The 21328-nt window shown below is 58.7% G+C and carries 21 protein-coding genes and 1 tRNA gene; 4 read left to right on the forward strand and 18 right to left on the reverse strand.

From position 1 onward, the window contains the following. The coding region (locus DVU99_RS17120) for a hypothetical protein (RefSeq protein ID WP_232823641.1) at nt 1–1388 on the forward strand (1388 nt) is incomplete at its 5' end. 65 nt (nt 1389–1453) lie between these two features. On the opposite strand, the gene DVU99_RS17125 is transcribed toward DVU99_RS17120, so the two are convergent. Next, nucleotides 1454–2140, reverse strand: a complete 687-nt coding sequence (locus tag DVU99_RS17125; RefSeq protein WP_157971468.1) for a hypothetical protein — start codon at nt 2138–2140, stop codon at nt 1454–1456. A gap of 94 nt (nt 2141–2234) precedes the next feature. Further along, nucleotides 2235–2534 carry a helix-turn-helix transcriptional regulator gene (locus DVU99_RS19810; protein ID WP_157971469.1) on the reverse strand — a complete coding sequence of 100 codons (300 nt, stop codon included), beginning with the start codon at nt 2532–2534 and terminating at the stop codon, nt 2235–2237. Between the two features lie 117 nt (nt 2535–2651). Between DVU99_RS19810 and DVU99_RS19815 the strand changes: the two genes are divergently transcribed. Together DVU99_RS19815 and DVU99_RS19820 are read left to right on the forward strand one after the other, a co-directional pair. Next, nucleotides 2652–3410, forward strand: coding sequence for a hypothetical protein (locus tag DVU99_RS19815; protein WP_157971470.1), 759 nt, complete (start codon nt 2652–2654; stop codon nt 3408–3410). Between the two features lie 18 nt (nt 3411–3428). Then, nucleotides 3429–3743 (forward strand): hypothetical protein, encoded by a 315-nt coding sequence (locus tag DVU99_RS19820; RefSeq protein WP_157971471.1) that lies wholly within the window; start codon nt 3429–3431, stop codon nt 3741–3743. Nucleotides 3744–3765: 22 nt separating this feature from the next. Here DVU99_RS19820 and DVU99_RS17140 read toward each other — a convergent pair whose 3' ends face one another. The 14 genes from DVU99_RS17140 to DVU99_RS17200 form a co-directional block, all read right to left on the reverse strand. Then, nucleotides 3766–5400, reverse strand: coding sequence for a MobA/MobL family protein (locus DVU99_RS17140; RefSeq protein ID WP_114241452.1), 1635 nt, complete (start codon nt 5398–5400; stop codon nt 3766–3768). Nucleotides 5401–5792: 392 nt separating this feature from the next. Continuing rightward, on the reverse strand, nt 5793–6407 hold the full coding sequence (locus DVU99_RS19825) for a hypothetical protein (RefSeq protein ID WP_157971472.1): 615 nt from the start codon (nt 6405–6407) through the stop codon (nt 5793–5795). 33 nt (nt 6408–6440) lie between these two features. Further along, complete coding sequence (locus DVU99_RS17145) at nt 6441–7199, reverse strand: hypothetical protein (protein ID WP_114241453.1); 759 nt, start codon at nt 7197–7199, stop codon at nt 6441–6443. Beyond that, the gene (locus DVU99_RS17150) at nt 7189–7668 is read right to left on the reverse strand and encodes a hypothetical protein (RefSeq protein ID WP_114241454.1); all 480 of its coding nucleotides are present in this window, start codon (nt 7666–7668) and stop codon (nt 7189–7191) included. The genes DVU99_RS17145 and DVU99_RS17150 overlap by 11 nt, the downstream gene beginning before the upstream one ends. A gap of 27 nt (nt 7669–7695) precedes the next feature. After that, on the reverse strand, nt 7696–8460 hold the full coding sequence (locus tag DVU99_RS17155; protein ID WP_114241455.1) for a hypothetical protein: 765 nt from the start codon (nt 8458–8460) through the stop codon (nt 7696–7698). Nucleotides 8461–8479: 19 nt separating this feature from the next. Further along, nucleotides 8480–9085: a hypothetical protein gene (locus DVU99_RS19830; RefSeq protein WP_157971473.1), complete on the reverse strand. Its 606-nt coding sequence runs from the start codon at nt 9083–9085 to the stop codon at nt 8480–8482. 61 nt (nt 9086–9146) lie between these two features. Continuing rightward, nucleotides 9147–10112, reverse strand: a complete 966-nt coding sequence (locus DVU99_RS19835) for a hypothetical protein (RefSeq protein ID WP_157971474.1) — start codon at nt 10110–10112, stop codon at nt 9147–9149. Then, nucleotides 10109–11587: a DUF6538 domain-containing protein gene (locus DVU99_RS17165; protein WP_114241457.1), complete on the reverse strand. Its 1479-nt coding sequence runs from the start codon at nt 11585–11587 to the stop codon at nt 10109–10111. Before DVU99_RS17165 ends, DVU99_RS19835 begins: the two co-directional genes overlap by 4 nt. 88 nt (nt 11588–11675) lie before the next feature. Then, nucleotides 11676–11765 (reverse strand) — tRNA-Ser (locus tag DVU99_RS17170). Nucleotides 11766–12035: 270 nt separating this feature from the next. Continuing rightward, nucleotides 12036–12395, reverse strand: a complete 360-nt coding sequence (locus DVU99_RS17180) for an LrgA (protein WP_114241459.1) — start codon at nt 12393–12395, stop codon at nt 12036–12038. A gap of 10 nt (nt 12396–12405) precedes the next feature. Further along, nucleotides 12406–13686, reverse strand: coding sequence for a serine--tRNA ligase (gene serS, locus DVU99_RS17185; protein ID WP_114241460.1), 1281 nt, complete (start codon nt 13684–13686; stop codon nt 12406–12408). 162 nt (nt 13687–13848) lie between these two features. Further along, nucleotides 13849–14424 carry a hypothetical protein gene (locus DVU99_RS17190; protein ID WP_114241461.1) on the reverse strand — a complete coding sequence of 192 codons (576 nt, stop codon included), beginning with the start codon at nt 14422–14424 and terminating at the stop codon, nt 13849–13851. 90 nt (nt 14425–14514) lie between these two features. Next, nucleotides 14515–15144, reverse strand: a complete 630-nt coding sequence (locus DVU99_RS17195; protein WP_114241462.1) for a 2-hydroxychromene-2-carboxylate isomerase — start codon at nt 15142–15144, stop codon at nt 14515–14517. A 33-nt stretch (nt 15145–15177) separates the two neighbouring features. Then, complete coding sequence (locus tag DVU99_RS17200; protein WP_114241463.1) at nt 15178–16515, reverse strand: replication-associated recombination protein A; 1338 nt, start codon at nt 16513–16515, stop codon at nt 15178–15180. Between the two features lie 297 nt (nt 16516–16812). Here DVU99_RS17200 and DVU99_RS17205 point away from each other — a divergent pair, with 297 nt between their 5' ends. Then, nucleotides 16813–19821 carry a ligand-binding sensor domain-containing diguanylate cyclase gene (locus DVU99_RS17205; protein ID WP_232823642.1) on the forward strand — a complete coding sequence of 1003 codons (3009 nt, stop codon included), beginning with the start codon at nt 16813–16815 and terminating at the stop codon, nt 19819–19821. 7 nt (nt 19822–19828) lie between these two features. On the opposite strand, the gene DVU99_RS17210 is transcribed toward DVU99_RS17205, so the two are convergent. Next, nucleotides 19829–20491, reverse strand: a complete 663-nt coding sequence (locus tag DVU99_RS17210) for a YoaK family protein (RefSeq protein WP_114241464.1) — start codon at nt 20489–20491, stop codon at nt 19829–19831. 8 nt (nt 20492–20499) lie between these two features. Beyond that, entirely contained in the window at nt 20500–21162 is a 663-nt protein-coding gene (lolA, locus tag DVU99_RS17215; protein ID WP_114241465.1) for an outer membrane lipoprotein chaperone LolA, read from the reverse strand. Nucleotides 21163–21328 lie beyond the last annotated feature (166 nt).

Genomic DNA, 21328 nt, shown 5'->3' on the forward strand with positions numbered 1-21328 from the left:
ACGCCCGCCGAATTCCGCCTTCAAAACGAACCGGAGACCTCTGGTCTTACGTGGCACTGATTAGCGGGGAGTCGACAAATCGGATGGGGATTGAAATCAAGGCGACCATCGAGCATGAGAATTCAAAGCTCATGTCGTCCATCAAAGAGCAAGTCATTCAAGAGGACCACCTCTTCTCTGCTGCGATGGAAAAATTCTTTCAGTCTAATCATTACACAAGCTTGGACATCACTCGCAAAGGGGTTTATCGGTTCTTTGCGCAAGCGTTCGTTGACATCGTCGGAGACAAACTTCTCTCTGAAATTCTATACAAGGATATTTCACGCTATACCAATGCACTCAGGCACATTCCGCCCAACGCCAAGAAAAATCCCGACCTTGTTGGCAAGAGTTACCTGGACATCGTCAAGATAGCCCAGTCAAAGAATTTAAAACCCATCAAAACATCGACGCAATTTAAACACGTCAAGGCCATGCGCTCGTTCTTCCACTGGTGCATGGAAGCGTTTGAGATGAAGCGCGATGTCACGTGCTGCGTTAAAGGCAGCGACTATACGAGAGACGAAGAACAGGCTCGAACTCCGTTCGATGGCGAAGATCTCAAGAAAATTGGCACAGAGGAATTCGTCAAATCATTTAACAAGGCATGGAAGTTTTTCGCCATTCCGCTGGGGTACTACACCGGAGCGCGGATCAATGAGATAGCGCAACTTCGTGTCGAAGATATCCATGACGTCCCCATCGGAGTAGATGAACGTGGCGCCCCCATCACTACCCCATGCATATCGCTCAATGCCTGTCACAGGAAAAAGCTCAAAACACGCAACGCAAAACGCCTGGTTCCCATCCATGCAAAACTCATCGAGATTGGATTTCTAGAGCTGGTGAAGCACGTGAAAGAGCTTGGCTTCAAGCACCTCTTTCCTGACCTACAGGGAAGACGAAGTCGCCCAGGTAGCTACATATCCTCGTGGTTTAACACCACACACTTGAAGAGCTGGTGTGGCATCGATGACGTCAGGAAGAAATTCCATTCTTTCAGGAACCACTTCATTACCTATGCAGAGTTGAGCGTGCACGTCCCGTACTCATCGCTCCTGGCGTTGGCAGGGCTAGGTCGGGGTCGAGACGTCGCATGGGTTCATTACATCAAGTCAGCGGACATTGTTGCCTGCAAGAAAGCCATGGATGCCATCCAGCTTCCAACCTTTGACTATCCGACCTTCGATGCCGCTCAGTTTGAAGGATATTTTGCAGACGAGTTGAAGTATGCAAGTCGAGACATCCTGACCTCTCCTCCCGAACCTAAAAAGAGAGGACGGCCAAGGAAAAAGAACATGCCCCCTCAAGAGCAAACGCAAGCCCTGACTCCCCCAGCCGGTCAGTAGCCCTTTCGACGTGCTACATCAACCCAGGCAATTCAGCCAGAAGCCCAGCCTCAGCAAGGGTTAGATCACACTTTTGCCCTGCGCTCGTAGAGCTCATTTGCAATCGCATCGGCCCAGATGTATCTGCTCTTTCCAGGCTTTACACCCTTACTTTCAGCCTCTTTATCGCCGAGATCTCCCAGCTCGATGAGCTTTTCTTCCATCTTCGGATAGATGGACTTCCATAGCTGGTAGTTCATCTCGGATGACGCATCGCCCTGCCGATAGCTGGCAAGCTCTTCATTGGCATCCCTGTATTTGAAGTCATGCTTCAACAGGAGATAGGCCCAAACACTTCGTGTATTGGCCACCCAAAATTTGGTTGGCGCAAGCATCATCGCCATCTCAGAACCGACACTTATCTTAAGGTTGCTGATGTTCGCGTCATAAATGTGCTTCACCATGGACTGCGAATTTTTGCTTTGCTTGAGGCTAACTGCCAAATCAAATATGGCCTCATCGGATGCAGAGTGAAGAATTTTGTATCCAAGCTCATGTTCGTCTGCACTGTAATTTGCACGCGCGCCATCGATGCCAAGCGCAAGCTTGACATAGGCCCGCCGGTTGCCTTCATTAAGGTACGCGCGTAGCTGTTTGCCAGTGCTGACTCGCTCTTCGTAATGCGAACGCACCTTCGCTATATCGAGGTAACCCAATCGAGTTTTGGGAGCACCCAGATCCAGAGACCCACTTAAGTTAATTCTTTTTGGCATTCGAACCTCCCCGTCAAATTTGCTACGTTTTCCCCAATCTTGGGTACTGACGCTGGTTAGCAATGACGCTTACCCAACAGCCGTCTGTCCATGATCACAACCTCTTCTTGTCCTTCCGCTCAATACGGGGAGCTGGTTCGATTCGCCCATCCAGAGTTCGCTTTTCCAACTCTGCCTCTAGCTGTGCCATTGAGACCCCGTAGAGCTTGCAGAGGTCACGGAGGACGAGATGATCAACCCCCCTGCTCCCTATCTCCATGTCCGACACCCCCGTCTGGCTGATGCCCAGATGTTCTGAGACCGCCGCTTGGGTGAGCCCTGCCTTGAGACGGTATTCCTTGAGCAACGTGATGAGGATGACGTGTTCAGGACGGTAGACGGATGTGGGTTTCATCGAAGCTGGTTCCGAGAAGGCCAGCCAAGTCTTTATCCCTATTTCATTTACCTGAGTTTCATGCACGTATCCCAAAAACAGGTTAGATTGGTTTCGCCATGGGAACCAGGGGTACATATGAACCAGCAAGGGGTTGCGGTCAGCGCCGTTATTTTGGGAGTGGTGGTTGGGGTGGGACTGAGCTTGGCCCAACACGCGCATCTGGCCTTGCTTGGACTGGTTCTGGTTGGATGGGGCATCTCCAGACTCATCCAAATTAACAAGAAGGAACGCAAGGTCTACCAGAGCAGCTCGTATACGGCCCAAGAGGAATCGGACGGCCAAATCCGATTCGACGTACATGCCGCCCAACGTCGGAGCTTCACCATCCCTGCGGCCATTTTCCTTGGCTTGATGATGGCCGCCATCGTTGGAGTGGTCACCGGGGTGATGGTTGGATTCAACGGCAGCCCCTTTCTTTTGCTGCTGTCACCGATTGCCGGTATCGGTTTTGCCTTGGCCGTGTTGCACAGGAATGCAGACCGTCGAGAATGTGCTATCGATAGACGCAGCTATGCGTCAACCCACACCATCAACTATCCCGACCCAGCCAAAGACTTTGCACTGACCATGGTGCAGGTTGGCAACATCGACCGTCTTCGGATTCAGCAGTCGATTGCTAACAAAATCCTTGTGCAGGTTGCCGGTGTAAGCCCAGGTGCGGCTGTCCAAAGTTGGGGCGAACGGGCACGAGCCAAGTGGGCAAACTGGTTTGCAGACCATTCTTATACGCTGGAAATCCACGCACAAGGCAAACGCCACGTGGTGGCCGGTGGCATGGACGAAGTGACCGCAAATGGCCTGATGCAGGCCCTCAGCCGAAAGCTCAGCATTTAAACCATCAGGGAAGACATGATGAAAGCTTTTTATGCGCTGTCAATGATGTTGCCCATCGCATTGCTGTTGACCGGATGTGGCCCATCTGGTCCGACTGACGATGATGTTCTGAATGCTTGGAAGGAGAGGACTGCATTGTGGAAGAAGATTGGGCAAGACACGCTTCCTCTCCCACCTCAAGCCATGGTTGATGGATGCAAGCGTGACCCCAATCCCCCTATCGACAAGGGCGTCTACTTCATGTGCTACATCCAGTTGAACGGTAAGGATGACCCAAACCGCAATCCTATCCGCTTGCAACGAAACCCCGATGGAAAATGGAGCGCATGGTGAGCAACTAGGCTACCCATCGATGCTAGGGATGCATGCCATCCTTCTTCGTCGGTGATGAAGTCAACCCAAGCGACTGAACCTCATCAATCGGTTCCGAAGCTTCAAACATTGTCGGAAGCTGCTCTTTCACCAAAGCCCTACCGGAGTCAGGTAGGGCTTTTATTATTTCTGGAAACAAAACGGACTGGCCATGTAGCTTGACGACCGCATTCCTGATCGTTGCCACCACATCAGCTTGCCTGGTCTTTAAAGCACTGGCTTCCAGCTCCAGTGTGACCACCTCAGATGCATGTTGGGCGATGGACCTCTTCAAGGACTGAACGTGTTCATCATGCCGACGAACTTCGTCTCGAAGACGCCCATGCTCCGGCAAGGGTGAACCACCCATGCTGGCAAACATTCGCACTCGCCAACGGTGGTCTTCCTCCCATCGACTCAGCCGAACCTGAGCTTTGCTTCGATGTTGATGACTTTGGTCAGCCTGGTACTCAGCGCTGAGCTTTTCCGCACGTGCAACTTCGATGGATTTTAATACTTCATCCAGTTGCTGCATGAGTTCGTGGTAGACAGCAAAGGCCTTATCCAGCGCTTCGACAAGCACCAGCGAACGTTCGAGTTCATCCGCTTCTTCTTTGTTCTTGGGGGAGGGTGCCGATGCTCGAAGCCGATATGCCAAAGACCCTTGGCGCGTTATGAAGGGTTGCGTAACAGCAGGAGATTTCCGACTTTTAAAATGGGAAGTGGCGAACTTCGGTAGCGCCTCTGTTTGGCGTTGTGAGCCCTTCCCACCTTCACGCCTCACATCCCGAAGGGCCTGGACATGTTGAGCATCCAGAGACCCTGCATGTGCCTTCTCGTAGACCCGCGCCATCACCAATGCCTCACGAAGGTTGTCACCCTTGCTCGTGTACACGCCACGACGTTCCAGGGCAGTGGCGCCCTGCCCAAGGGTTGGCTGTGGGGTGATGGTTACCCCAAGGCGCTTGTAGCTCTTGTACTCATACTTGGCATCCGAGCCAGCCTTCCTCGCGTAATCATTGGCAAGTTCACTCCACCGGCAGTTGAGCAGTTCGATGAAGGCCGACCCCAAGTGCTGTTTTGAAAACTCATGAAGCTTGGGACCGAAACCCATACTTGCCGCGCCCTTTCCATCATCTCCTTCTGCAACATCCAGTAGAGGGCGCGTCGGAAAATAAAGATGTGCGTGGAATCCCTGCCGCTCGATGGGCTTGAGGTTGCCCAGCGCATCACGATCAGCATCGCGATGGAGCCCCAAGGAAACAGGCGTGTTCAATTCATCACAGATGAAGCGGGCCATTTCCTCAGCCAGACCCCCTGCATCCTGGTCTGATAGCCCCAGCGGGAGGGGGATTCTGTAATCCCTGGCAACCTGCGAGTCACAACGTCGCTCAGCCCGCTCAACGCGACTCCAAAGCTCCTGAGGGTCTGTACACCACGAAGGTGAACCTGTCGGAGCAACGGTCAGTGCGCGAACGATTTCTTCGCCCAAAGCCCGCTTCTGAAAATCGTGCCAACACTTCTGCCGTTCATCATATAAGCGCAGACCAAGCCGGTAAGCCGCACCGGCTACAGCAGAGTGACCTTTCGAGCGTGAGTGAACTTCAAGATGGGGTCTTGCGTGGGCGTGAATATCCATAGGTGTCCTCCGTGACAGCGTCTTAGTGTCTCTGATCAGGTCAATCCGTGACCTGCATTACATCCAAGCAGATTATCGAGAGCTGTCAAGGCATGACAGGCAATAAAAAAGCCAACCTTGAAGAGGGTTGGCTTGATAAGGCTCTGGATTCTGACTTGGCCTTGAGCGGAGTGTTGGAACAACACATAGACGCGCTCTCGCTTGGATGTAAAACCAGGCTCTTGATAAAAGATAAAATCAAGAAAGGATGTAGAAGAGACATCCCTTTGAGATTAAGATGAATAAGACAACGAACAACGATCAAATAGCAAAATACACTTACTTCTTTCAGGTATTCGGAGCGAGTCTCTTATTACTCGCGGCAGCAATAGCCATCTGGAAATCCCTATAACCTATCCGTTACCGGCCACCCACATAAGGATAATAATTAACAACATCAGAGAAAGACAACCGATAAGCACCTGCGGAGTATTACCCCTATATCTCCACCTTGTATCATCAGACTTATTAAATGAAGCAACATAGGCGAATAGGCAACAGGCAGAAAACAAGCAAATAGACCATCCGAAAACCTTTGGGTCGAACTTGGCTGCCAGATAAGCAATGAGAGCCCCAAATAGTACGCCAGATGACCACAGGTACGACTTAAAATCCCCCATCACTTCTGAACTTTCGTCCTGGCAACAGCAACATTTCTTCAATGATTTATCAGTCAACTTCGTTGCACGCTTCACCAAGCCGATGCCAACGATGATTGCGGCAACGCAGGGAGCCGAGAAGGCTAAATAGTCCGCCAGCTCTTCTGGCTTCTTTAATAATGACACCACTACCGCAACCGAACCAAAAGATACCATCTCAAGTATAAGAAGGACCCATATATCGTGTGGACTCCAGGTTTTCCTTCCCGCCTTTTTTGGATTATCTAAGACGTAAAGAGTAATACTAGAAATGACAATAATTGAGCCCAACCAAATTACAAGATTCTGTACAAGTTTTAATTCGATCATAATCGCCTCATGCAAAAATGAAGGAAAATTTATTCAATCGAAGTCCAGACTGACAGTGGTAAGAATCACCCCATTTACGTGACCCGCCACCCCTTCTTCCTTTTCGCGAACATCCCCCGTGTCCTCTAAGGTGAACACGTTCATCATTCGCCCATCATCCCTGGATATCTCAGCAAAGATGCACCGCCTGTCTCGCGGATTACTCACAATCGCGCAGTGATTGGCCTCAAGTAGCTGTATGCCGACCCTTCGGCAAAGCCTCCCCAGGTACACCATGCCTTCGACATGATCACAATCACCAAACGGCTTGCCGCAGATGGAACACCGCCCAATCGTGGAGGTGAATGCTGCGCTGTTGTAATGCGTCCATGGAGGGAAGACTGTGTCCCGGACCTTCTCTAAGAACTCCTCAACACGCCGCACCCCAACGTGATCCTCAATCTTCAACGCAACATCTTTGTATTCTTGGGCATCAACTAGGCAGCACCAAGCTTTCTGATGGTTATCTTCTTTAAGATGCATCCACATCCTGATAGAAGACTGCACACATCGAAGCATGCACTGGAAGTGGAAGAGAAGATTCGCAAAGCGCTCATCACCGCGCGAAGCAACTTGATGTTTAAAACCTTTGATGTAGCCGATGTACTCGTCAATTTCTAGAACCTTCTCCTGCTGCAAACGAGACGAGCGAACAAGAAGGTTCAGTGAATTTGCCGAATCTATGAAGCTGTTGTAGCTATCAATGATGTCTTGCGAAGAGCACACATCCTCACCAAACCAATCAGTCCTCATGCTTGATGGCCTTAAGGAAAGCAGGAGCGACACTCGCAAGACCTTCCAAGGGACCCTCATAGGTCACACTAACGTACTTCTCTTCCTCGGTTTCCCTTGATAAGAAAGTCGCCTTGACTGTCGGCGCCTTGTCACCAACAAAGGTCTCCTTGGCAAAGTTGACGATGACTTCCAAGAGCATCTTCACCAAATCTGGATTTTCGACAACCTGACCAACACCAAACAGGAAAGCCGGTAGAAACACATCCACTGACTGCTGTGTGTACAACCTTTCCGGCTTCGTGAGGTAGTCAAGCGCAAGGTGCCCTCTTGCATACTTATAGAAGGACATCGAAGTTGAGCTGTACTCGTACTTTGATGGCGATGCTTTCATATTCGCGGGAAGGATGGTTACGGGGTGGTCCGCCATCACTTCGCCACCGAAACGTAGGCGCTCAATCTCAACCGTCAACTTCCCTTCATCACTCATCTAGCCACCCTTGTCCGTATACGAAAATCAGTTGAACTCAAATTTTTTATCACCGACGTTAAAGATGGTCTTGATGCCACCTTCAACCAGCATCCAAGCCAGGTCCTTTTGTACGTCAGCATGCTCCGGAATCATGGCGGCATGCACGTTAATTCCACCGTAGAAGCATAGTCTGAACATGTAGAGGTCAAACTGGTCTCTGTCTGTGATTTGGTAGTAGAAGACACCTTGGTTCTCACCAAATTTATCTCTCCCGGCAAGCTCAACGTCCAGCTTTGCTTTTATAAGATCGCGGAAGCTTGTCGCGTTCTTGTTATCACTCCAAAGATACGCAAAATGCAGCTTGATGCGACCTTTGAACGTGTGGCCAAAGTGGTGGAAATGAAGGCCGTGAACAATGTGCTCGAAGCAGACTTTCAATCTTTCCGAATCAGGCGTTCCCCAGATGACATCTACGAACTTGTTCGGACCAACTTCGACCACATAGAAGCGCTGCTTGCCTTTGAACGTTGCTAAAAGAAGCTTGTTTGCACTGCGCCTGATTGCTTTATTGACCTTTCCAAATTTATGACGGTAACCGATGGAGTTGTTACCGATAATTCCAGCAAGGCTCACCATCAAAAATTCATCATCCCTGGACTTCGCCGTATTGTGGAGGTCGCATGAAGGAACCGTAATCAGGTTACTTCGATGATTCTCTCCATCCATGTCCTTGCCCTCAGGGAACAAACATTTGGGCGGCACATGCTCTCTTGAGGTGGCCTGCCTGTCGCACATGTAGCACTTTTCCATGCTTCATCCTTGCAAGCCCTTACACCTTTTCAACCAAGGTCCACGGACGTTGAGAGTTCTTAGCGTGAGTCGTTCTAAACCTATTTCCGAACACATCCTCATACTCAACGACAAGCTCCCAAAGTGTCCCGCTTGCAAGTGCAAAGTCGGTTTCATTGAACGCGTCATTGACCTGTAGAACTAGCTTGAGAGGTGCATCAACACCACCCCTCGCCTCTCCAAGTTGAAGGGGCGAGAGTTCGTGGGTACTCCCGTAGTCCTTGGTTTCCATTGCCCGAAGGTGAAGGCGAACAACTAGTGCCGGACCCACGCCAACATTCTTTAGGAGTCCGTAGATGAAGATCAGGCGGGTGTTTCCGGTTCGAGCTGTGCCATCGAAACTTAGAATGCCAGAACGGTCCACCGGATCTACTCCATCATATGGAGAGACGACCACTATGGGACGGAACGAATTCTGATGATGCTTCTCGCTTAGTACTTGAGCATCGGTACCTTGCTGGTGCAAGTCAAAGTGTTGTTTTTGACTATCCTTAATGGCTTTCCAAGTGAAACCAGCCATCACGGCGGTAGCAATTGCTGCCACGCCCGTACATATAGCGGTGACTTCATCCCAGGTGCTACTCATCTTCCAGAAGTCCTCGAGCAAGAACAGCGAAAAACATCCCCCGGTGAAACCAATCACCGCTCTATCGGTCGCGCTCCTTTTCCACCACATATCGATGATAGGAACAGAGGGTCTCTTCGTAGTCCTCTAGACCAAGAGGCTCCCCACAAATGGCGCATTCCCCAGCACCCTCGAACTCAAATCCACACGCCAGGCACTGGGATATTTCATGAACGAAGGCATCCTCACCACACTCTGGACAAGCATCTATGGGTTGCCCATCACCATCCTTGGCTGCAATGAAGCTTTCAGCCGCATAGTGCTCCGGAATGACCTTTCCCACCCAATCCTGCGCATCCTCTTGATGACCACAGGCAGCACACTCCCATGTCGCCATAAAAGCGTCCGTGTTTTCAGTCTCTACCTGCCTAACAAGGGGCGAACGGCACTCAGGGCAACCTACGTTTTCGATGGCCTCTTTTAACAAAGGTGGCCAATCCATGTCTTGATAGGTGAGACGACACTCAGCCCGCAATGCGTCCTCGATTTCCTTCAGACCAACAAGAGTCTCCCAGACTTCGGCCCCCAACGCGTCTCGCGGATTGATCCCCAAGTGCTCTGGCATGAACTGGGAAAGGAAACGCAGTCCATCTACGAAGGCGCCACGAATCTGAGCCTGGTCTTCTACATAGTGGTGCTCCACAGCGTTTCGAACATCCGCTACGCGCTGGAGAAGTTTTGAATCGCACTCCACCCCACAATTGTTGAAGCGCTCCAAAATATCTCGAACATCGACCGTCGTTCGACCAGCCTTTTCAAAATGAACACTGCCATCCGCCTTCAAAACAGGCTTGATGTTCTTCCAGATAAGAATCTCATCATCTGGAGATAGACGACGCAGTTTTTCTTTGCAGAGAAGCAAGATTCCCGAAGTCAAATTGCGAACAGCGGAGGCGATACGGGCTGGAGAATCAGCCTTAAAATCTTCAACTCCGACTTGAATCGCATTAAGTGCATTGCGATAGAGTGGGTGTTCCTTGCCAGTCATACGGATCCCCAATCCAACTTCTTCACCGCATCCAACAGCTCTTTCATGGTTGGAGCCCTGCTGTAAGCAGCGTGATGTTCATCGTCCAACTCATGCCCCACATACGCAGCGCGAACCTCTGAAGCCACCCCCAGGGACTGAAGCCCCTGAATGAAAGACTTCCTGAGACTGTGGAAACCGAACTTGCCTTTCTCCGGCTTACCAACGGTCGCCAAGACATGACGACTGAAAGCCTTGCTCAACCAGTTCCCCATCCCGTTGACCCCATCTGTTTTCACGCTGGGAAACAGACGCGTTTCCCCTGCTTTCCGCAGTGACTCGACACGCTTAAGAAGGCCGAGTTTGATGAGCTTTGGATGGATGGGAACCGTTCGGATGCTGATGTCCGATTTGACGGACTGACCTTCCGATTCATCACAGATGCGGATGCATGGAATGCCTTCGACTTCCACAAAATCAGCCAAGGTCAGTTGTCCGACCTCTGCAACACGGGCACCGGTATACAAACCCACCCATGCACCCCAACGGGCAGACTCACTCAGACCCTGCTCCATCGCCTTGGTGTCATACAAGGCCTGGACCTGTTCCTTGGAAAAAGGCTTAAAACCCAATACGCGGCGTTGCCTCTTTTCCCGCATGCCGTAGATAACTTGGCCTGCTGCGGGGTTCCCATCCTTGGCGAACGGTTCGAAGTACCCACGGGCTTTGGCCCAATCAAAGAAGCCACGTAGGTAAGACAGCTTGTTCACGATGGTGGGCGTCTCAAGCTTGCTTGCCCGAAGTGTCATGACCCAGGCACCCACATCGATGCGACCAGCATCCTTCAGGGGATTTTTTTCGCCATAGTGTTTGGCGAAACCTTCGACCGCCGTCGTTTTTATTTTAAAAGTCTTGGTTTTGGTCGAGGGTTTGATCTCAGTCAGCCACTGAGTGACCAATTTTCCAATCGGTACGGCGGGAATCTTCGATGCAGGGTCGGATGCTAGAGACCGTTGAGACTCAGCGGCCCGAGCGGCTCGCATGAGTTCCTGATAGTAGGGCTCCTGGTCTAGTGGACCGATGCGCTCAAGCGCATCCATGGCAAGGGCATGGTCATCCTCGCCACTGACCTCAAGCTCAACGGTGCCATCCGGTCGCCGGATGAGCTTGTAATCCTCTAGGCGCTTGGCCTTGAGGATTTGAGTAATAGTTGGGACGCTATCCTTAGCCACCACACTCAGCCCCCTGACCTGTGGATGCCCGTTGACGTGTCGCGGACGCGTCATAAGACGCAGCCACTCCCCATCACCTTGCTGGCTTTGAGCATACCCCTGAACAAGGGCCAGCGCACGTTTCTGCGCCGTCAGAAGGTCACGGGTACCAAGGCTTTTGGTGAGTTCAGTCTTGCCCGTGAGACGGGCCTGGTTAGAGGGCAATCTTTGGCGAAAATGCCAGATGCCTGAGGGTGCCAACCTGAGATAGTTGGGAATACGCATATCGGCTCACTTGTGGAGCGATATGTGGAGTGACGTGCCTTTTCTCAGACAACAAAAAAGCCCTATTTCTAGGGCTTCTTTGCCGTTTTGGCGGAGAGAGTGGGATTCGAACCCACGGTAGGCTTACACCTACGGCAGTTTTCAAGACTGCTGCCTTAAACCACTCGGCCATCTCTCCGATTTGTCTCCGCGGCAGGCGCGCTTTGCGCGCCGCTACGGCAGTTTGATTCCGGGCATCCTGCCCTCCACCCCTTCGGGGCCATCGACTTCGTCGATGTTCGCTTCGGCTTCCTGCCTTCGCGTCAAGACTGCTGCCTTAAACCACTCGGCCATCTCTCCGAAGTTTTGGCGATCCGTGGCTTGAAAGACGCTGGATTCCAGCTTTCGCTGGAATGACGAGCCAATAAGGCTGTGCGGAGCCCTGCCCGTCTCGCAGAGGCGCATCCTATCAGGAATGCGCTCTGCCCTGCCCCTTTTTCGACAGCGCGATCATCGCCCACAGCATGATCCCCACCGGGATGGCGGCGCCCACCAGTGGGAGCAGCAGTACCGGTTGGCGGATTACCATCGGTACCAGTTGGGTGGCGGCGGCGAAGCCGATGACGGCGAAGCGCAGCTTGCGGCTGCGGCGGGCGAACCAGAAGGCGCCGATCACCAGCACGGTGGCGATGATGCTCAGCACCAGGTCCACCGTGGGTATCTCGAACATGCTGACCAGCCCGAGGCGGGTCAGCAGTTCGGTGGCCAGGATGGTCAGCAGCGTGTAGCTGGCGGTGAATTCAACCTTGTCCCAACGCTGGCTGCTCATGGCGATGGGCTCAGGCGATCTGTTCGAGGCCGCGCAGGTAGGGGCGCAGCACGTCGGGTACGGTGATGGAGCCGTCGGCGTTCTGGAAGTTCTCCATTACCGCCACCAGGGTGCGGCCCACGGCGAGGCCGGAGCCGTTGAGGGTGTGCACCAGCTCCGGCTTGCCAGTGGCGGGGTTGCGCCAGCGGGCCTGCATGCGGCGGGCCTGGAAGTCGCCGCAGTTGGAGCACGAGGAGATCTCGCGGTAGGTGTTCTGGCTGGGCAGCCACACTTCCAGGTCGTAGGTCTTGATGGCGGCGAAGCCCATGTCGCCGGTGCATAGCAGCACCTTGCGGTACGGCAGACCCAGCAGTTGCAGCACCTTTTCGGCGTGGCCGACCATTTCCTCGAGCTGCGCGTGCGACTGCTCGGGCGTGGCGATCTGCACCATCTCGACCTTTTCGAACTGGTGCTGGCGGATCATGCCGCGGGTGTCGCGGCCATAGCTGCCGGCCTCGGCGCGGAAGCACATGCTGTGCGCGGTGAGGCGCATGGGCAGTGCGTCGGCTTCGACGATGCTGTCGGCGACCAGGTTGGTCAGCGCCACTTCGGCGGTGGGAATGAGGTAGCGCTTGCTGTCACCCACCTGGGTGGAGAACAGGTCTTCCTCGAACTTCGGCAGCTGGCCGGTGCCCTGCATGGTCTCGCCGTTGACGATCAGCGGCACGTTGCATTCCAGGTAGCCATGCTCGCCGGCCTGCAGGTTGAGCATGAACTGCGCGAGCGCGCGATGCAGCTGGGCCAGCTGGCCGCGCAGCACGGTGAAGCGCGCGCCGGAGAGCCTGGCGCCGGCGTCGGCATCGAGCCAGCCGTGGCGGGCGCCAAGGTCGACGTGGTCCTTCACTTCGAAGTCGAACGTGCGCGGGGTGCCCCAGCGCAATTGTTCGGCGTTCTCGGTTTCGTCCTTGCCCAGCGGCACGGACTCATGGGGAATGTTGGGAATGCCCAGCGCGATGTCGGCCAGCTTGGCCTGCACCTCGGCAAGGGCGGCCTCGTTGGCCTTGAGCTTGTCGCCGATGCCGGCGACCTCGGCCATCAGCGGGGCGACGTCTTCGCCCTTGGCCTTGGCCTGGCCAATCGCCTTGGACCGCGTGTTGCGCAGGTTCTGCAGCTCCTGGGTCTCGGTGGCCAGCTGCTTGCGCTGCGACTCCAGCGCCTCGATGGAGGGCACGTCGAGTTCGTAGCCGCGGGTTTCCTTGAGGCGGGCAGCCGTTTCGGCCAGGCGCGAGCGCAGCAGTGCGGGGTCCAGCATGATCGATCCAGGATTTGACTCAGAGCCGGGGATTATCGCTGGGCGGCTGCGACGGCCGCAATGTCGGGGGTTTGGGTGGGGACTGGGGCTGTTTTCGCCCAGTTCGCGAGCACCCGCCCCTCGCCTCAATCCTCTCCCCGGAGCGGAGAGGAAGCCAGGGGCTCAGAACGCGGAGCGCTTTTTGCGGTCCAGCCACCAGGCCATCACCGCGCCGGCCAACAGCCAGCCGATGACCTGCTCGATCAGCGCGGCCTCGGTGAAGCTGGTCGGGAAGCGGTACCAGTTCCAGAACGGCACCAGGTTGCTCAGCCAGGCGAACAGCGCCGCGGCCAGTGCGATGCTCAGCCGGGTCATGAAGCTAAAGGCCGCCAGTCCCATCACGAAGGCCAACGCCAGCGCGGACAAGGTGTCCGAGGCCCATTGGCGGGGCAGCTGCCCGCTCATGTCGCTGAGGTCCTCGCCCTGCGGCAGGTAGACCACCCAGGCATACGGCGAAGCCTTGGCCTTGGCCGAATAGGCCTGCACCGCGGCCTTGTCGCGCATTTTCTCGGGGGAAAGCGAAGGCAGGATGTACACGCCTGGGCGATCGCCCAGGCCGGGGCCGAGCGCGCTCAGCACCACGTCCTCGTTCACCGGCTGGCGAATGCCGGCCTCGCCCAGGCCCAGCGCCATGTGCGCCACGGCGCCCCACAGGAACATCACGATACCGCCCATCAAGGCTGCGACGAGTACCCGCATGGCTGCGTTCCCTCTCGTGGCTGTCGGCCGCCCGAATCTATGCCGTCGCCTGACGGGGTCGCAAGTCGGCCAAACGATGCAGAGACAGGCTCAGGCTTTGCGCGCCACGCCCACGGGCAGGCCGGCCACGCGGCGCATCTCCGGCTCGTCCCACAGCGATGGATCGTGCAGGCAGGCCAGCGCGAACGCGTGGGCGTCCTCGCCCCAGAACAGGCGACCGTCCAGCGACAGCGTGGGCACGCCGAACACGCCTTCCGCCACGGCGGCCTCGAAGTTGTCGCGCAGCTGCGCCTTGACCGCGGGATCGGCCGTGGCGGCCACCGGGTCGGCAACACCCAGGCACTGCGCCACCGGCGCCAGCGCTTCGATGCTGTCGCCGGCCTGCCCCTGCCCCCAGATCCAGTCGAAGATCGCATCGGTGGCCGCCACCGTGCTCCCCGCCGCAATGCACAGCCGCAACGCGGCCAGTGGATTGAACGGATGCGCGGGCGGAAAACGCAGCGGCACCTGCGCCTGGCGGGCGCGCCACAGCACGTGGCGGTAGGTGAATTCGCGCTTGCCGGGAATCTCGGCCGGGCCCTTCTGGCCGAGCCGGTCCAGCACGCCGGCGAACAGGATGGGCCGCAGCGTCACCGGCCGCTCGGCGGCCAGCGCCTTCACCTTGGGCCAATGCAGCCAGGCAAACGGCGAGATGAAATCGAAGTACCAGGTGACCTGCATGGCATGCCCTCGCCCGGGGTGATGATCAGTGCTTCATTTGCCGCGCGCCTGGCGACGGCTTTCGCGCAGGCTTAGCAGTTTTTCGCGCAGCTTCAGTTCCAGGCCACGCTCGACCGGTTCGTAGAAGGTCGTGCCGTCGAGCGCATCGGGCAGGCATTGCTGGTCGAGCGCGACGCCGCCCTCGGCATCGTGGTCGTACTGATAGCCCTTGCCGTAACCCAGGCCCTTCATCAGCTTGGTCGGCGCGTTGCGCAGGTGCATGGGCACTTCCAGCGTGCCGGTTTCGCGTATCACCGCGCGGGCCTGGTTGTAGGCCATGTAGGCGGCGTTGCTCTTGGGCGCAATGGCCAGCCAGATCGCCAGCTGGGCCAGGCCGAGCTCGCCCTCGGGGCTGCCCAGGCGCTCGTAGGTGTCCCAGGCGTCCAGCGCCATGCGCCAGGCGCGAGGCTCGGCCAGGCCCACGTCTTCCACCGCCATGCGCGTCATGCGGCGCGCGAGGTAGAGCGGGTCGACGCCGCCGTCGAGCATGCGGCACAGCCAGTACACGGCGGCATCGGGGTCGGACGAACGCACCGATTTGTGCAGCGCCGAGATCTGGTCGTAGAACTGCTCGCCGCCCTTGTCGAAACGGCGCGTGCGATCGGCCAGCACCTGGGTGAGCGTGCCCTCGTCGATGCGATGGTCTTCGGCCAGCTCGGAGGCGATCTCCAGCAGGGTCAGCGCACGACGCACGTCGCCGTCGGCGGCCTGTGCGATCAGGCGCAGGGATTCATCGGAGACTTCCAGCTGCAGCTCGCCCAGCCCGCGTTCGCTGTCGGTGAGGGCCCGCTTCAGCGCCACCACGATGTCGTCGGCGGTGACCGCCTCCAGCACGTGCACGCGGCAGCGCGACAGCAAGGCGGAGTTGAGCTCGAACGAGGGGTTTTCGGTGGTGGCGCCCACGAAGATGATCACGCCGCGCTCGATGTGCGGCAGGAAGGCATCCTGCTGGGCCTTGTTGAAGCGGTGCACCTCGTCCACGAACAGCACGGTGCGCCGCCCCTGCGCGAAGTTCGCCTCGGCCTCGGCCAGGGCCTTGCGCACCTCGGGCAGGCCCGACAGCACGGCGGAGATCGCCCGGAAATCGGCGTCCGCGTAGCGCGCCACCAGCAGCGCCAGGGTGGTCTTGCCGCAGCCAGGCGGCCCCCACAGCACCATGGAATGCACCCTTCCCGCCTCCAGCGCGCGGCGCAACGCCTTGCCGGGGGCCAGCACCCGTTGCTGGCCGACGATTTCATCGAGGCTGCGCGGCCGCATGCGTTCGGCCAGGGGCTTGAGGTCGTCGGGCTCGGCAAACAGGCCCGGCGCGTCGTACATATCGCTGCGTGACATGGGCCAGATGATAGGGCATCGGCGCCCCGCCGAAGCACACCCGGCCGGCCAGCCCCATGGCAGGCCATGCCAGCTTGCCGCCATGAAGTGCCGAAAATTGACGTACGGGAGACATTGCTCACCCGCTATCATTCGACCAGGCGCATGGTATCGACAGTGTTGCGAGGCAATCACCGTGATCAACCCGCGAATTGCCACCGACGTGTGCGGCATCCAGCCGTGCGTCCAGGCCCAACCTCGCGGTGGCTGGCACCTGTGAGGCTCCGACGCTGGCAAGGAGGCCCTCGCCGGAGCGCGTTGCTCCGGGTCTTGGCGGTGCTGCTGACCGTGCTGCTGCCGGCAGCGGTGGCCCATGCCGCCGACCCCTGGGCCCCGTTCGACCAACCCTGGTTCGACCGGCTGGGCGTCAACGATGGCCTGCCCCACTCGATCACCACCGCGCTGGCGCAGGACGAGCGCGGGCTGGTGTGGATCGGCACCATGGGCGGGCTGGTGCGCTACGACGGGTATCGCGTGCTGGTGTTCACCTCCGGGCCCGGCGCCCGGGGCGGGCTCGAGGACGGCTATGTGCGCAGCCTGCTGGCCCTGCCCGACGGCAGCCTGCTGGTAGGCACCAATGCCGGCGGCCTGAGCCGCTTCAATCCGCAGGACAACCATTTCCACAACTACCCGGTCGGCAAGGGCGGCACCTCCGACCGCAAGATCTACGGACTGGCCGGCGATGGCGGCAACGGCGCGTGGATCGCCACCGACCACGGGCTCGACTACCTGGACCCGCGCACCGGGCGCATCACGCCCGTGCCGACGGGCACCGACACCTCGCCGCGCAATTTCAGCGTGCTGCAGGATCGTGCCGGCAATCTGTGGCTGGGCAACAACGCCGGATTGTTCGTGCGCTATGCCGGCAGCACGCAGTTCGTGCGCCCGCGGCATCCCGGCGGCGACATCGACACGGTGCTGGCCGACGGTATCTGGGCCCTGCGCGAGGATCGCGAAGGGCGGCTGTGGGTGGGCAGCACCCAGGCCGGCGCGGTGTATCGCGACAGCGACGGCAACTGGCATGCGGTGCCGGGCTTCAGCGGTTATCGCGCCGACCACCGCCGACGCTCCACCGTGCGCGACATTCTCGAACTCGACCAGGACACGCTCTGGCTGGGCACCGATGGCAGTGGCGTGGAAGTGTACGCACCGGGCGACGGCCCGCCCCGGCAGGTCTCCTACGACACGGCCGTGCCCTCCTCGCTTCCGGGCGATTCAGTGCGCGCGTTGATGCAGGACCATGCCGGCAACATCTGGGTCGCCACCGACCTGGGCGTTGCCCGCTACGCGCCGGAGGCACGCAGCGCCTTTGCCGTGCTGCCTTCCAGCCGTTCGGATGTGTCGCTGTCCAGCCCCAATGTGCGCGGCATTTTCGTCGATACCCATGGTCGCGTATGGCTGGGCATGAACGCTGGCGGGATCGATGTGATCGAGCTCGATCGCGGCACCATCCGCCACCTCCAGCTGGGCGGCAACCAGGCCGGCCGCGATGTGCAGGCCTTTGCCGAGACTCCGGACGGCGCTATCTGGGTGGGCACGCAGGGGCTGGCGCGGATATCGCCGGGCAACTACGCCATCCAGGATTCCATGGTGCCCGGGCTCGAAGACAAGCCCGTGCTGCACCTGCTGGCGGACGACGGGCAGCTGCTGATCGCCACCTACGATGGCGCCTACCGCTACGACCTGCGCAAGCGCGTGCTCACCCATATCGAGCACGATGCCAACAACCCGCACAGCCTCACCAGCGATACCGTTCGCCAGATCGCCCGCGTCGGCGACGACGTGTGGTACCTCACCGGGCGCGGCATCAGCATCGCCTCCAACAGCACCCAGGCCGGCGACTACACCAACCTGCTCAAGCAAGCCGGCAATACGTCCAGCCTGCCGAACAACCTGGTGACCTCGCTGGCGGTTGATCCGCAGGGCGGCGTGTGGGTGGGCACCTATGGCGGACTGGCCCTGCTGCAGCAACGGTCGGCCAGCGAGCCCTACCGTTTCGAGACGCTGGGCGTGGCGCAGGGCCTGAGCAGCGACAACATCAACGCCGTGCAGGCCGACGACCAGAGCAACGCCTGGGCCAGCCTGCCCAACGGCATCGCGCTGGTGGACGGCAACACACATGCGATACACAACCTGAGCCGGCGCGATGGCCTGCACATCGCCAGCTACGTCTATGCCGCGGCCGCGCGTGCGCCGGATGGCGAGCTGCTGTTCGGCGGCCTCGGCGGCCTCACTGTGGTGCGCCCGGAATGGCGCCCGCCGGAACAGAACGACATTCCGCTGGCCATCACCTATGCCTCGGTGAACAGCCAGCCCCTGCCGTTCGGCAAGCTGCCGCGCTCCGGCGAAACGCTGCGCCTGGGTCCCAACAACCGCCGGCTGCGGGTGGACTTCGCGTTGCTCGACTACCAGTCGCCCGCCGAAACCAGCTACAGCTATCGCCTGGAGGATTACGACGAAGGCTGGATCGACATCCCGCAAGGCACGCCGCCCACGGCGCTGTATGCCAACCTCCCGCATGGCGAGTATGTGCTGCGCTTGCGCGCCAGCACGCCGGGCCTGCAGCCGCGCTCGGTGGAAACAGCCATCAACATCACCGCCGAGCCACGCTGGTACGAGACCCGCGCGGCCCTGGTCGGCGGCATCGTGGTGCTGTTGCTGCTGCTGGCCGGCGTGATCCAGCTGCGCACGCTCTACCTCACTCGCCGCGCGCGCCAGCTGCAGCAGCAGATCGATGCACGCACACGCGACCTGGTCGACGCCAACCGGCGACTGGACGAACTGGCGAGCACTGACGCACTGACCGGCGTCTACAACCGCCGCCGCTTCCTGGAACTGGCCGAGCAGGTGCGCGAGCAGGCCCGCAACGGCGAAGCCTGCATGGCGCTGCTCGACCTGGACCATTTCAAGCAAATCAATGACACCTACGGGCACCTGGCCGGCGACGCGGTGCTGCGCGTGGCCGGCCAGATCATCCGCGCACGCAGCCGCGATGGCGACCTGATCGGCCGTTACGGCGGCGAGGAACTGGTGGTGTGCCTGCCCAATGGCGGCCTTGGCGAGGGCGTTGCCGTCGCCGAACGCATGCGCGCCGCGCTTGCCGCGCATCCAGTGGTGCATGAAGGACAGCCCATCCAGGTCACCGCCAGCGTGGGCGTGGCGGCCTCGCGGCCCGACGAAACGCTGGCGCAGTGGCTGTCGCGTGCCGACGACGCGCTGTACGCCGCCAAGCGCAATGGACGCAACCGCGTGGTCGCCGCCAGCTGACCGCTACTCAGGTCAGGTGGCGATACCGATAGATGGCGTAACCCTGCCCGACCACGCCCGTGAGGGTGGCGGGCACCAGCAGCACGCGTTCCTGCCAGGCCACGAAACCCACCGCACCGGCAGCGGCACCGACGATGAAGCAGCTGATCACCAGCAGGCACACGTGGATGCGCAGCATATCCACCTCCAGCCCGCGCAGGCGCTGCCCCAGGTAGATGCCCAGGTCGGTGAACATGCCCGACAGGTGCGTGGTACGAAAGGTGGCGCCGCTGTACGTGCTGACCATCGCGTTCTGCAGGCCGCAGGCGGCCGAGGCCAGGTACAGGCCGGCGTCGTGACCACCGTGGATCAGGGGCGTGGCGGCAAACAGCAGCAGCGATTCCAGCATCAGCACCACACCGTAGCGGCGCCCCAGCTGCAGGGTGCGCTGCTGCACGATGTAGCCGCTGAGCACGGCACCGGCGAGAAACGACGCGATCGCCGCGCCCCAATGCAGGATCTCGCCAGCATCGAGCTGCGCCAGTGCAATGCCCAACTCGGTGCTGGTGCCGGTGAGGTGGGTGATCGGCTGGTGCCGGAAGCACAGGTAGCCCACCGTATTGATGCTGCCGGCGATGAAGGCCAGCAGCCCCCCACCTATCCAGGCCCAACGGGGCAGCTGGCGCAGCACCGCCGTGCTCAGTTCTTGATCGGCTGGGTCTGGATCACCGGCAGGTCGCCGATCACGTCGGCGCCCTGCGGCGGCACGAAGTTGAAGGTGGACGACGGGATGTCGACGTTGCGCTGCCAGCCGGAGAAGCGGATGTCGGTCACCGCGCCGAGCTGGTCACTGAACATCATGCGGGCCAGGCCGTTGGCGTCGAAGCCGAGGTCGGCGTAATTGAACTGCGGGTCCTTGGCCTTGGAGGTCAGGCGCAGCCAGACCAGGCCATCGTGCTCGCCCTGCTCGGCGACGTTGAAGTCCTTGTCCATCTGCTTGACGTCCGTAAGCACCGTCAGCGGGCTGTGCGATTCCTCGGCGCTCTGCACGCGCACCGTCACCTGCTGCAGGTCCGGGTCGTACAGCCATACGCGGCTGCCGTCGGCCACGATGGTCTGCTTGGACGGTGCCAGCGTCTCCCAGCGGAACTGGCGCGGCGCTTCCAGCGCGATGGTGCCCGAACTGGGCTTGCCCGGGTCGCCATTGGGGTCGCGGATGGTCTGGGAGAACTTGCCGGTCAGCGAATGCAACCCGGTGGTGAAGGCGTCGAGGCGGGCGCGGGCCGGGCCGGTCGCGGCCTGGGCGAGACCACCCAGCGAGAGCGCGACAGCAGCGGTGGCGAGTAGCAGGAAACGTTTCATGGGTGCCTTGGCGGTGCGGCGATGAGGTGAATTGTGGAGCGATGAGGCTTAACGGCAAGACCCTGGGGCTCGTTACTCCAGCGCTCTCCAAAGAGGCAAGGGCGGAAGCCCGGTGACGCGTTGCCCGAACGTGCGGCGAAGCTCAAGTCACGGGATCCCAGCTTTC

The organism is Dyella sp. C9, assembly GCF_003332825.1.
Classification (GTDB): Bacteria; Pseudomonadota; Gammaproteobacteria; order Xanthomonadales; family Rhodanobacteraceae; genus Dyella.